Annotated in this window: 12 protein-coding genes and 1 riboswitch; of the genes, 6 read left to right on the forward strand and 6 right to left on the reverse strand. The window is 53.5% G+C overall.

Annotated features, from left to right (window positions below; all coding sequences use genetic code 11):
* Positions 1 to 60 precede the first annotated feature (60 nt).
* A riboswitch (Lysine riboswitch) is annotated at positions 61 to 253 on the reverse strand.
* A 170-nt stretch (positions 254 to 423) separates the two neighbouring features.
* Complete coding sequence (pgi, locus tag EH206_RS02500; RefSeq protein ID WP_009111245.1) at positions 424 to 2,073, forward strand: glucose-6-phosphate isomerase; 1,650 nt, start codon at positions 424 to 426, stop codon at positions 2,071 to 2,073.
* A 64-nt stretch (positions 2,074 to 2,137) separates the two neighbouring features.
* Here the strand turns inward: pgi and EH206_RS02505 are convergent, their stop codons facing one another.
* The gene (locus tag EH206_RS02505) at positions 2,138 to 3,568 is read right to left on the reverse strand and encodes a capsule assembly Wzi family protein (RefSeq protein WP_009111246.1); all 1,431 of its coding nucleotides are present in this window, start codon (positions 3,566 to 3,568) and stop codon (positions 2,138 to 2,140) included.
* A gap of 441 nt (positions 3,569 to 4,009) precedes the next feature.
* Between EH206_RS02505 and EH206_RS02510 the strand changes: the two genes are divergently transcribed.
* Positions 4,010 to 4,354 carry a DUF4156 domain-containing protein gene (locus EH206_RS02510; protein WP_009111247.1) on the forward strand — a complete coding sequence of 115 codons (345 nt, stop codon included), beginning with the start codon at positions 4,010 to 4,012 and terminating at the stop codon, positions 4,352 to 4,354.
* A gap of 55 nt (positions 4,355 to 4,409) precedes the next feature.
* Here the strand turns inward: EH206_RS02510 and epmB are convergent, their stop codons facing one another.
* Complete coding sequence (gene epmB, locus EH206_RS02515) at positions 4,410 to 5,444, reverse strand: EF-P beta-lysylation protein EpmB (protein WP_009111248.1); 1,035 nt, start codon at positions 5,442 to 5,444, stop codon at positions 4,410 to 4,412.
* Between the two features lie 38 nt (positions 5,445 to 5,482).
* On the opposite strand from epmB, the gene efp reads away from it, so the two are divergent.
* The 3 genes from efp to EH206_RS02530 all read left to right on the forward strand — a co-directional run bounded on the left by efp (position 5,483) and on the right by EH206_RS02530 (position 6,682).
* The gene (efp, locus tag EH206_RS02520) at positions 5,483 to 6,049 is read left to right on the forward strand and encodes an elongation factor P (protein WP_009111249.1); all 567 of its coding nucleotides are present in this window, start codon (positions 5,483 to 5,485) and stop codon (positions 6,047 to 6,049) included.
* Between the two features lie 162 nt (positions 6,050 to 6,211).
* Positions 6,212 to 6,343 carry an entericidin A/B family lipoprotein gene (locus EH206_RS02525; protein WP_009111250.1) on the forward strand — a complete coding sequence of 44 codons (132 nt, stop codon included), beginning with the start codon at positions 6,212 to 6,214 and terminating at the stop codon, positions 6,341 to 6,343.
* Between the two features lie 159 nt (positions 6,344 to 6,502).
* Positions 6,503 to 6,682, forward strand: coding sequence for a DMT family protein (locus tag EH206_RS02530; protein ID WP_342774596.1), 180 nt, complete (start codon positions 6,503 to 6,505; stop codon positions 6,680 to 6,682).
* A gap of 44 nt (positions 6,683 to 6,726) precedes the next feature.
* Here EH206_RS02530 and frdD read toward each other — a convergent pair whose 3' ends face one another.
* The 4 genes from frdD to frdA are packed head-to-tail and all read right to left on the reverse strand — an operon-like array spanning position 6,727 to position 10,033.
* Positions 6,727 to 7,083 (reverse strand): fumarate reductase subunit FrdD, encoded by a 357-nt coding sequence (gene frdD / locus EH206_RS02535; protein ID WP_009111251.1) that lies wholly within the window; start codon positions 7,081 to 7,083, stop codon positions 6,727 to 6,729.
* Between the two features lie 14 nt (positions 7,084 to 7,097).
* Positions 7,098 to 7,493 (reverse strand): fumarate reductase subunit FrdC, encoded by a 396-nt coding sequence (gene frdC, locus EH206_RS02540; protein ID WP_009111252.1) that lies wholly within the window; start codon positions 7,491 to 7,493, stop codon positions 7,098 to 7,100.
* Between the two features lie 13 nt (positions 7,494 to 7,506).
* Positions 7,507 to 8,244: a succinate dehydrogenase/fumarate reductase iron-sulfur subunit gene (locus EH206_RS02545; protein ID WP_009111253.1), complete on the reverse strand. Its 738-nt coding sequence runs from the start codon at positions 8,242 to 8,244 to the stop codon at positions 7,507 to 7,509.
* The gene (gene frdA / locus EH206_RS02550) at positions 8,237 to 10,033 is read right to left on the reverse strand and encodes a fumarate reductase (quinol) flavoprotein subunit (RefSeq protein ID WP_009111254.1); all 1,797 of its coding nucleotides are present in this window, start codon (positions 10,031 to 10,033) and stop codon (positions 8,237 to 8,239) included. Before frdA ends, EH206_RS02545 begins: the two co-directional genes overlap by 8 nt.
* Positions 10,034 to 10,590: 557 nt before the next feature.
* Between frdA and epmA the strand changes: the two genes are divergently transcribed.
* Positions 10,591 to 11,568 carry an elongation factor P--(R)-beta-lysine ligase gene (gene epmA, locus EH206_RS02555; RefSeq protein WP_009111255.1) on the forward strand — a complete coding sequence of 326 codons (978 nt, stop codon included), beginning with the start codon at positions 10,591 to 10,593 and terminating at the stop codon, positions 11,566 to 11,568.
* Positions 11,569 to 11,604 lie beyond the last annotated feature (36 nt).

Below are 11,604 nucleotides of genomic sequence, written 5' to 3' on the forward strand. Positions count from 1 at the left end.
AGCCTTGGCACAAGGAAAGAGCGGTAAGCAGGGAGCAGGCGTAGAAAGCTAAACTACGATACACCCAGAAGCGCTCCACCTTGCCGAACGCCCCTTGGGGCGAACCGGGTGACAACCCAGGGGATTCAGCCCCTGCGGTCGATGCGGTCGATACCGTGTTTCACCGCACCTCGGCGCCGCTCCCCCTCGGATATCGTCAATGGACCACGGATCCTCCGATATCTTACCTGGGCGGCGCGCCTCTTCTGGCTTGCGCGCTGGAAGCGCAAGTACGCTGTTAGAAATAACGGGTTATCCCGCCGCTGTCAATAATCAAACGCCGGGGGGGCGCATTTAGCAAGAAAAGGGATATCAAGCGGCGATTTACGGGATACAATCGATTCAGCAGCTTTTGATTTCACTTTCGGAGAGAAAAACATTGTTATGAAAAATATCAATCCAAGCCAAACCGCCGCGTGGCAGGCATTACAACAACACTTCGATGCGATGAAAGATGTGCAAATCAAAGATTTGTTTGCCCACGACAAGCAGCGTTTTGAACGTTTCTCCGCCACCTTTGACGATCGGATACTGGTGGATTATTCCAAAAACCGCATCACGGCTGAAACGCTGGAGAAATTGCAGGCGCTGGCGCGGGAAACCGATTTGGCCGGGGCGATCAAGTCCATGTTCGCCGGCGAAAAAATCAACCGCACCGAAGGCCGGGCGGTGCTGCACGTCGCCCTGCGTAACCGTAGCAACACCCCTATTCTGGTCGATGGCAAAGACGTTATGCCGGAGGTGAATGCGGTGCTGGAGAAAATGAAAGACTTCAGCGAGCGCATCATCGGCGGCGAGTGGAAAGGCTATACCGGCAAGGCGATTACCGATGTGGTCAATATCGGCATCGGCGGTTCCGACCTGGGCCCGTATATGGTGACGGAAGCGCTAAAACCGTATAAAAATCATCTTAATATGCATTTTGTGTCCAACGTTGACGGTACGCATATCGCTGAAACGCTAAAGCCGCTTAATCCTGAAACCACGCTGTTCCTGGTGGCCTCCAAAACCTTCACCACTCAGGAAACAATGACCAATGCCCATAGCGCCCGCGACTGGTTCCTGAAAGCGGCCCAGGATGAAAAGCATGTGGCGAAACACTTTGCGGCGTTGTCTACCAATGCCAAAGCCGTCGGCGATTTTGGCATTGATACCAACAATATGTTCGAGTTCTGGGATTGGGTCGGCGGGCGTTATTCCCTGTGGTCGGCGATTGGTTTATCGATCGTTCTCTCGCTGGGATTCGATAATTTTGAGCAACTGCTTAGCGGCGCTCATGCGATGGACAAACACTTTGCTTCCACGCCGGGGGAGCAAAACCTGCCGGTGCTGCTGGCGCTGATCGGTATCTGGTACAACAATTTCTTCGGCGCGGAAACGGAAGCCATTCTGCCGTACGATCAGTATATGCATCGTTTTGCCGCCTATTTCCAACAGGGGAATATGGAGTCCAACGGCAAATATGTCGATCGCAACGGCAATCCGGTCGATTATCAGACCGGGCCGATTATCTGGGGCGAACCGGGAACCAACGGTCAGCATGCGTTTTATCAGCTGATTCATCAGGGCACCAAACTGGTTCCCTGTGATTTCATCGCCCCGGCGGTAAGCCACAACCCGCTAAGCGACCACCACAGTAAGCTGCTGTCCAACTTCTTCGCCCAGACGGAGGCGCTGGCGTTCGGCAAAAGCCGCGAAGTGGTGGAAGAGGAGTTCGCCGCGGCGGGTAAAACCGCGCAAGAGGTTGAGCATGTGGCGCCTTTCAAGGTTTTTGTCGGCAACCGCCCGACCAACTCGATTCTGCTGCGTGAGATTACCCCTTATAGCCTGGGGGCCTTGATTGCCCTGTATGAGCACAAAATCTTTACCCAGGGGGCGATCCTGAATATTTTCACCTTTGATCAGTGGGGCGTGGAGTTGGGTAAACAGCTGGCGAATCGCATTCTGCCTGAACTGGAAGACGCGAAAGCGATCGCCAGCCATGACAGCTCGACCAACGGTTTGATCAATCGCTTCAAACAGTGGCGTGCTTAAGCGATAACTCAATGAAAAAAGGCGGGAAATCCCGCCTTTTTTATCTTGTGCTGTCGCGTAACGATTAAAGATTAATCGGTATTTCCACGCCCAGCCCGGCGCCAAAGTCGTCGCTGACGCTATTATCGCTATTGGTGTACCACAGGCTGGTATCAAACTTCACTTTTGACTGGAAGTCATAGCCCCATCCCAGTTCAATACCCTTCAGGGTATCCGCACGCGGGAACGCCTTATTGATGCTCTGATCCTCTGGGTTGACCTTGGCGTAGGTTAAACGGGTGCTCCAGCGTTGCCCGTCATCCAGCGCCAGTTCCACTTTCCCGGACAGAATGCGTCCGTCGCCGCCCATCGCGTGGCCCAAAGGATAGCCTTGCTGGTAGTAGCCGTCTCTGTAGATATGGTGAGCATAGGTATAATTTAACCGCGAGTCGTCGGCGCGGGTGGTGGCCCCTTCAATATACCAGTTGATGGTGGAGGTGCCCCATTCAGGGTGGCCTTCCAGGCCGAGAAGGTAGGTATTCTGCGACGGCAGCATTCCCGCTTCATCTTCGCCGACCAACTGGCCGTACAGGCTGACGGGCAGGCCGGTCAACGGCTGTAATTTCAGTTTGAAATCAAAGCCGGCGAGCTGGTTGCCGGGTTCGTTTTCTGTCCCGGTATTGTCCTTCCCAGCCAGACCATCCCAGAACGAATCCCACGACTGCGGACGGCCTTCCCCTCCCCACATCATGATGCGCGATGCGCCCAGTTCAACAAAGTTGGTGGGCATAAACGTCAGGCGTCCGCCGATAAGTTTGGTTTCAGGCACCGCATAATACTGTTCGAGCTGGCCGGCGGAAATCTGATACTGCCAACGGCCGATCCAGGAAAGCCACGGCGTTTCAAAAGGGGACTGATCGGCGCGCTGCAACATAAAGCCGGTTACCGGACGGGCTGCATCAGAGCGGATCAGGCTGCCTTCATAGCCCGGGCCCCACCATTGGGACACTTTCCCGAATGAGAGCCATTGGTTGAAAATCTTAACGGCGCCGTAGGATCCATCCACATTCCAGCGGGATTGATCCGCAATGCGCTGGTTGCCTTCAACGGTACCTTTAAGGTTTACGTCCCAGAATTCATCGCTGGCCCCGGCGGCCACGGAAAGGGCGTGGTCGCTGGCGTGGGTGCTGCCAAAACCCTGCGGCAGCCCGGGTTTATCGGTTGAGGTGTAGCCGGTAACGCGCAGATTGGATTTCAGCGAGCTCACTCGCTGCTCAACCCGGCTGATAACATTCTTTTCCGTGTCGGTCACCGGTTTTGCCTGGGAAAGAACGGATTCTATTTCTTCCTGACTTAACGGCCAGGTGGAGAGGCTGACGTTAATTACGCCTCGGTCCGAAAGCCAGGCGAGATCGTTACGCAGAGTATTATCCGGGGCGATCAGGCCGGCAGACTGGCTGGCTGACACACACAGAAACATGCCGCTGGCTGCCAGTAAGATTTTCTTGGTGAGCATACTGTTGTTTTCCTTCATGACACTACGTTGTCTTGCTACTTTTCGTTTTATCCAATATTAAACGAAGACGGGGTTAACGCCATAGTTTTGCAGTTGCAAATATAAATACAACAGGCAGGTACAACCAAAATGAACAATGATGAGACTAGTACATAGAGTACAATGATTGAAATGATTGATGCGAACATAAACTGCGTTATGGTTCTTTTCGGACAAAACCTAAGGCGTTATTTCGCAATCGGATATAGGGCGCACGCTATCCATGTGAGTGTTTTTTATTTAATATCATAATGTTGCAGGTTAAATTATTTTCTTCGGCTTTAGGGTATAGAATATCGATGAGGTTGTGGCATTAAACGCCGCGGGAACGGTCGGATCTTTTTTGCATTGCAGGATGATTATTCCCGCCGTATTTTATTTTTCAATATCATGGAGGGAAAAATGCGGATGCGCATATTATTCGGTATCTCTGCCGCGCTGTTGCTGGCAGGGTGCGGCACCACCAATCAACTCAGCTCCGCGGGGCAAGCCGTCGAGTTTACCGACACGCAACCCGGCAGCGAATGCCAATTACTCGGTCAGGTTAGCGGCACTCAGTCCAACTGGCTATCCGGCAATCATAGCGACGGCAGCTCCATGCGCGGCGCGGCGAATGATTTACGCAATAAGGCGGCGGCGCTGGGCGGTAATACGATTTATGGAACCAGCAGCCCGAGTGAAACCTTCTGGTCCAGTTTCGCGCCGCTGGACAGCAAGATGGTGGGCAGCGTTTACAAGTGCCCCTAAGCCGCGCTTGAAATGAATATTACCTCCGGCGAATGGAAAACTAACTTTCGCCGGTCTATTCCTCACTCTGCTTAAGTCCCAAATCCAACGGCGTTTTACTGGCCTCTCCGCCAATTTCCCGCGCCAGCCGCGGCACCAGATAGCCGGAAACCTTTTTCAGCAGCGCCTTGACCAGCGTACGCGCCTCCTCATCGTCAACCAGAAAATGGGCGGCTCCCTGAACTTTATCCAGTACGTGGAGATAGTAAGGAAGAATACCGGCATCAAACAGGGCGTTACTCAAGTTTGCCAGCGTGTCGGCATTGTCGTTAACGCCGCGCAACAACACGCTCTGATTGAGTAAGGTGACGCCCGCACGGCGTAACCGCGCCATACTTTGGGTGAAATCGGCATCGACCTCCTGCGCATGGTTGATGTGCGTGACCAGCACTACCTGAAGCGTGCTGCGTGATAGCCGCTGACACAAGGCGTCGGTAATGCGTGCGGGAATGACCACGGGCAAGCGGCTGTGTATGCGCAGCCGTTTCAGATGGGGAATGGCTTCCAGCTCGGTTATCAGCCAGTCAAGCTCATGATCTTTGGCCATCAGTGGATCGCCGCCGGAAAAAATGATTTCATCCAGTTGACTATGCCGGCGGATATAGTCCAGCGCCAGGCGCCAGTTGGTTTTGTTTCCCTGGTTTTCCTGATAGGGAAAATGCCGGCGGAAACAGTAGCGGCAGTTAACCGCACAGCCGCCTTTCACCAGCAACAGCGCCCGGTTGTGGTACTTGTGCAGCAACCCCGGCACCACGCTGTGCTGTTCATCGAGCGGGTCGAGGCTAAAACCCGGCGCCGCAACAAACTCTTCGCGCGCGGTTAAAATCTGTAACAGCAGCGGATCCCTAGCATTTCCCTTTTGCATCCGCGCCACAAAGGCGCGCGGCACGCGCAGCGGGAAAAGTTCGCGGGCGCCGTATCCCTGCCGCAGCTCGGCATGGTGATTTAACGCCAGAAGTTGCAGTAATTCGTCGGGATTGGTAATTACGTCCGCAAGTTGCTGCAACCAATCTTCTCTGGAAGGTATATTTAGGGTTACAATGTGTGCCATTTTTTGGCTTAGTACCGTATCAAATGTAGAGGGCCTTTATGGCGACTTATTTTAGCAACGATTTCCGTTCCGGTCTTAAAATCATGTTCGAGGGCGAGCCTTACGCCGTCGAATCAAGTGAGTTCGTTAAACCGGGTAAAGGCCAGGCTTTCGCGCGCGTGAAAATGCGTCGTTTACTGACCGGTAAACTGATTGAAAAAACATTTAAATCCACCGACTCCGCCGAAGGCGCCGACGTTATGGATATGAACCTGACCTACCTGTACAACGACGGCGAGTTCTGGCACTTCATGAATAATGAAACGTTCGAACAGCTGGCGGCCGACGAGAAAGCCGTTGGCGATAACGCCAAATGGCTGCTCGATCAGGCCGAATGCATCGTCACGCTGTGGAACGGCCAACCCATCGCCGTGACGCCGCCGAACTTTGTGGAGCTGGAAATCATCGATACCGACCCGGGTCTGAAAGGCGATACCGCGGGTACGGGCGGCAAACCGGCGACACTGAGCACCGGCGCGGTAGTAAAAGTGCCGCTGTTTGTGCAGATTGGCGAGGTGATCAAAGTTGACACCCGTTCCGGCGAGTACGTTTCGCGCGTTAAATAATCCACTCTTTTTAACAAGCCGCCGCCATTAATGCGTTATGGCGGTTTTTTTTCGCCACAACATGGGCGCGGTCTCCATTAAGCATGAAAAGTGCTACTAATCAGCCAATATTGACTACGCTTAAAGAGACGCTTTTCCCTAATCACCAAGAAGGAATCACCCATGTTGAAGAAGAGTCTTGTCGCTATTTTCTCTGTGTTAATTTTATCTGCCGTAGTGGGGTGTAATACCACCCGCGGTGTGGGGCAGGATGTTGAGGCAGGCGGTGAAGCGATACAGCGCAGCGCGCAGTAAGCAATAAATGTTTTCATACGAGGGAAGCGCTGCAATAGCGTTTTCCTTTGCACGGACACGTAATGCGGCGGTGGATAAAAGGGAAAGAAATGATGCCGCCGTTAGTCATTACCCTGTGCATGCTGACCCTCGGTAATGTGTTTATGACGTTTGCCTGGCGTGGATAGTTATGTTGCTTCGGCGGGGCAGCTTAAAATATTGCAGGAAGTTATCAGTCTTGGCGTTTTTATTCCCTTTCCCATGATTCTTTTAAAAGAACCTTTTCGCACGGATCATATTTGGGCGGGGCCGTGCTTATTGAGAGCGTTATTCTTTATGTTCCGCGATAAAATTGTGTAAAAAAAACGGCCTGCGCAGGCAGGCCGTTGACGGCGGACGGCAAATTACAGCGTGACGACGCCAATAATGGTGACGACGCTCAGAATGGCCGACAGGCCGTAGAAAACCCATTTCCCGGCGGGAACGTGGATTTTCAGATCGTGCATGGCGTGATGAATACGGTGCAAGCCACACCATATCGGCAGAATAATCATCAGCAGCAGGAATACGCGGCCGATAAAACTCTGGCTGAAAGCCAGGATACGCTCATAGTTCAGCGCATCCGGAAACAGACCCAAAGGCAGCAGCACACCGACCAGCAGAATGATGACCGGAGAGAAAAAGGCGGTCCACATGCCACCGGCGCCGAATAATGCCCAGAACGGCGGTTCATCGGAACGTTTTGGCGTTTGATTAATCACGTTATTCCTCCTGATCAGAATAGTAAGGCGATAGCCAGAACGGCCAGCGTTACTACAATGGTGACTGCCCAAAGCCCTTTGATAATCGGCTCCGGTCCCATTTTCTCATCTTTCACCACGATAATGGAGGCTTTGGGGGCCAGCTCAAACCAGGTTTTGGTATGCAGCACGGCGGCCAGCAAGGCGATGATGTTGATAAGCAGCACCAGTGGGTTCTGCAAGAACCCGAGGAAGCTTTCCCAGCCTTCCGGGCCGTTCTTCAGAGAAAACACGCCGCATAACAGTAAGATGCTGAACCAGACGGCCGGCACGGCCGTCCCTTCACGTAACATATAAAAGCGGTAGAACCCCAGCTTCTGCCACCAGGTTGGCGACATGCCGCGGACATACGCTTTGCGTTTGGATGTCATTATTGTCCCTCCCTTATTGTGGTTTAAGCGTGGCGATCATGAAGTCCTTCATGCTTTCAACCTTGCCTTGCTGAATGGCGGCGGCAGGATCGACATGCTTCGGACACACCTCAGAGCAGTAACCCACAAAAGTACAGCTCCACACCCCGTTATTACCATTAAGCTGCGGCATACGCTGTTTCTTGCCGCGATCGCGGTTATCCAGGTTGTAGCGGTGAGCCAGCGTGATGGCGGCCGGGCCGATGAACTCGGGATTCAGACCAAACTGCGGGCAGGCGGCATAGCACAAACCACAGTTGATACAGCCGGAGAACTGGTGATATTTCGCCATTTGGGCCGGAGTCTGCTTGTTGGTGCCATCCGCGGGTTTACGATCGTTGCCGATGATGTAAGGCTTGATGGCTTCCAGACTCTCAATAAAGTGGGTCATGTCGACCACCAGGTCGCGTTCGACGGGGAAATTGCCCAGCGCTTCAACCTTCAAGCCGTTCTGATAATCGCGCAGGAACGTTTTGCAGGCCAGTTTCGGGACATTGTTCACCATCATGCCGCATGAACCACAGATCGCCATGCGGCAGGACCAGCGGTAGGAGAGGTCGGCGGCCAGGTTATCTTTGATATAACCCAGCGCATCCAGTAAAGACGTCTGCTTATTGTAAGGAACCTCAAACGTCTCAAAATAGGGTGCGCTGTCCTTTTCAGGGTTATAGCGCATGACTTCCATTTTCAGGATTTGCATCTCATCAGCCATTCGCCTGCTCCTTCTTGCCTTTATCCTGAGCATCTCCTTCGGCGCCGTAAACGCGTTTGGCCGGAGGAAGTTTGGTGATTTTCACGTCGCTGTACTCCAGACGCGGCGCACCTTCAGGGTTATAAAAAGCCAGCGTATGCTTCAGGAAGTTAACGTCATCACGCTCGGTGCAGCCTTCATCCAGACGCTGATGAGCGCCGCGGGATTCTTTACGGTTGATGGCCGAGTGCGCCATACATTCCGCCACATCCAGACTGTGACCCAGCTCGATGGCATAGAGCAGGTCGGTGTTGAACACGCTGGAATGGTCGGTGATTTTTACCCGTTTAAAGCGTTCCTGTAGCTCGGTGATTTTATCCACGGTCTTTTGCATCAGGTCCGTGGTGCGATAAATGCCGCAGCCTTCTTCCATCGACAGACCCAGTTCGTCGCGGATTTTCGACCAGCTTTCGGTGCCTTCCTGCGCCAGCAGGTCATGCAGGCGTTGCTCGATGTCGCGGGTTTGCGCATCCAGCGCGCTGCCGTTGGCCGGCGCGGCTGCCGCGGAACGCTGCGCGGCGTGTTCGCCGGCAATACGGCCGAATACCACCAGCTCAGCCAGAGAGTTGGAACCCAGACGGTTGGCGCCATGCAGGCCGACGGACGAGCATTCGCCGACGGCGAACAGACCCTTGATGCGGGTTTCGCAATTCGGGTCGGTCTCGATGCCGCCCATGGTGTAATGCGCGGTAGGGCGAATCGGAATCGGCTCTTTAACCGGATCGACGTCGACATAGGCTTTTGCCAGTTCACAGATGAACGGCAGGCGCTCTTTGAGCTTTTTCTCGCCGAGGTGGCGCAGATCGAGGTAGACCACATCGCCCAGCGGGGTGGAGATGGTCCGTCCGGCGCGCCATTCATGCCAGAAAGCCTGAGACACCTTGTCGCGCGGTCCCAGTTCCATATATTTGTTTTTGGGTTCGCCGAGCGGCGTTTCCGGACCCATGCCGTAATCCTGCAGATAACGGTAGCCGTCTTTGTTGACCATGATACCGCCTTCGCCGCGGCAGCCTTCGGTCATCAAAATACCGGAACCCGGCAGACCGGTCGGGTGATACTGTACGAATTCCATATCGCGCAGCGGGACGCCGTGACGGAACGCAATACCCATGCCGTCGCCGGTAACGATGCCGCCGTTGGTGTTGTAACGGTAGACGCGGCCGGCTCCGCCGGTAGCGATAACCACGGCGTTCGCCCGGATCTGCACCAGTGAGCCTTCCATCATATTGATGGCGACCACACCGCGGGCCTGACCGTCATCCACCAGAACATCCAGCACGAAATGTTCGTCGAAACGCTGGATTTGCGGATATTTGAGGGAGGTTTGGAACAGGGTGTGCAGCATGTGGAAGCCGGTTTTGTCGGCGGCAAACCAGGTGCGTTCTATTTTCATTCCGCCGAAACGGCGAACGTTAACAGAACCATCCGGTTTGCGGCTCCACGGGCAGCCCCACTGTTCCATCTGGATCATTTCTTCCGGGCAGTGCTTAACGAAGTTTTCGACAACGTCTTGTTCGCACAGCCAGTCGCCACCGGAAACGGTGTCATTGAAATGATAATCAAAGCTATCGTGGTCCTGAGTGACCGCTGCTGATCCGCCTTCTGCCGCCACAGTATGGCTACGCATGGGGTAGACTTTTGAGATCAGCGCAATTTTCAGTTGGGGATTAGCTTCGGCGGCGGCAATTGCCGCGCGTAAGCCAGCGCCCCCGGCCCCGATAATGGCCAAATCGGCATTAAAGGTTTGCACTGCATTCCTCCAGTTACTTAAGTTATTTAAGTTAAAATAAGAAAATAATCTCTATTCATTTCAGTCTTTATATATCTGCTTAATTATTAGTGCATTAAACGCTATAAAAAATGATTTTTTTGGACATATTAAGAATAGATAAACCTCTATTTTTTGTGTGGAAATGATTATAGCGAATTAAAAGATGATGAAATTTGATGTGATCCAGCATTTTGCAGTTTTTTCAGAGTGCACTGAGATAACTTATAAAAACGTGATCGAAAGACTTATTTCCGCCTAAATAATGCTTTTATTTCTTTAATAACTCTTTTACAAAAGATATAAGAAAATGTTCCACTGGATATAAATGATGGCGGGCTGCCCCAGTTCGCCGCCCTGCGGGCATCGTTAAAAAGCTATTCGTGTTCACCTACCTGCGGAAATTTTTACTCGCCGCATTCCTGCTGCTCCCCCTACGGGCCAACGCTGCGCGTTGTTGAAATTTCCTATGGAAATTTTTGTTTGTCCGCGTTGATGCGGGTAGACTGCTCCACCTGTTTGACTTTGGAGTAGTAACCATGAGCGAAACGACAAGTTGGCAACCCAGCGCGCCTGTCGCTAATTTGTTGAAACGCGCGTCGATAGTCGCCGCTATCCGGCGATTCTTCACCGATCGCGGCGTTCTGGAGGTTGAAACGCCGGCGATGAGCCGGGCAACGGTAACAGACGTCTTTTTGTGTCCGTTTCAGACTCGCTTCGTCGGGCCGGGCGCCGCGGATGGTATGACGCTGTATCTGATGACCAGCCCGGAATACCATATGAAACGTCTGCTGGCGGCGGGCAGCGGCCCCATTTTTCAGCTGTGCCGCAGTTTTCGCAATGAAGAGTCCGGCAGATACCATAATCCGGAATTCACCATGCTGGAATGGTATCGGCCGCACTATGATATGTACCGCCTGATGAATGAAATGGACGATTTACTCCAGCAGGTGCTGGAGTGTGAAAGCGCGGAAATGCTTTCATACCAGCAGGCGTTCCAGCGTCATCTGGAAATCGATCCCCTGTCGGCGGACAAGGCGCAACTGCGCGAAGCGGCGGAAAAACTGGGATTGGGCGACATTGCCTGCCGCGAAGAAGACCGCGATGCCTTGGTGCAGATGCTGTTTGTCTTTGGCGTTGAGCCGAATATCGGGCGCGAAAAGCCGGCGTTTGTTTATCATTTCCCGGCGACGCAGGCGTCGCTGGCCGAAATCAGTACCGAAGATCATCGTGTTGCCGAGCGCTTCGAGGTCTATTTTAAAGGCATTGAGCTGGCGAACGGTTTTCGTGAATTAACCGACGACGATGAGCAACGCCGGCGTTTCGAACAGGATAATCGTAAACGCGCCGCCCGCGGCCTACCTCAGCAGCCTATCGATGAAAATTTACTTGCGGCGTTAAAGCACGGTCTGCCGGAGTGCGCCGGGGTGGCGTTGGGCGTCGACCGCCTGATTATGCTGGCGCTGGATGCCGAAAGGCTGAGCGACGTAATCGCCTTTTCCGTTGAGCGTTCCTGATATCGCCTGGCCGGGCGCGCGCTGCCGCACCCGGCC

Source organism: Brenneria nigrifluens DSM 30175 = ATCC 13028 (genome assembly GCF_005484965.1).
Lineage (GTDB): Bacteria > Pseudomonadota > Gammaproteobacteria > Enterobacterales > Enterobacteriaceae > Brenneria > Brenneria nigrifluens.

What these genes read in the sequence shown, in the direction of transcription:
- pgi (WP_009111245.1), top strand. Translation starts at nt 424, where the DNA reads ATGAAAAATATCAATCCAAGCCAAACCGCCGCGTGGCAGGCATTACAA.
- EH206_RS02505 (WP_009111246.1), bottom strand. Translation starts at nt 3,568, where the DNA reads ATGCTCACCAAGAAAATCTTACTGGCAGCCAGCGGCATGTTTCTGTGT.
- EH206_RS02510 (WP_009111247.1), top strand. Translation starts at nt 4,010, where the DNA reads ATGCGGATGCGCATATTATTCGGTATCTCTGCCGCGCTGTTGCTGGCA.
- epmB (WP_009111248.1), bottom strand. Translation starts at nt 5,444, where the DNA reads ATGGCACACATTGTAACCCTAAATATACCTTCCAGAGAAGATTGGTTG.
- efp (WP_009111249.1), top strand. Translation starts at nt 5,483, where the DNA reads ATGGCGACTTATTTTAGCAACGATTTCCGTTCCGGTCTTAAAATCATG.
- EH206_RS02525 (WP_009111250.1), top strand. Translation starts at nt 6,212, where the DNA reads ATGTTGAAGAAGAGTCTTGTCGCTATTTTCTCTGTGTTAATTTTATCT.
- frdC (WP_009111252.1), bottom strand. Translation starts at nt 7,493, where the DNA reads ATGACATCCAAACGCAAAGCGTATGTCCGCGGCATGTCGCCAACCTGG.
- EH206_RS02545 (WP_009111253.1), bottom strand. Translation starts at nt 8,244, where the DNA reads ATGGCTGATGAGATGCAAATCCTGAAAATGGAAGTCATGCGCTATAAC.
- epmA (WP_009111255.1), top strand. Translation starts at nt 10,591, where the DNA reads ATGAGCGAAACGACAAGTTGGCAACCCAGCGCGCCTGTCGCTAATTTG.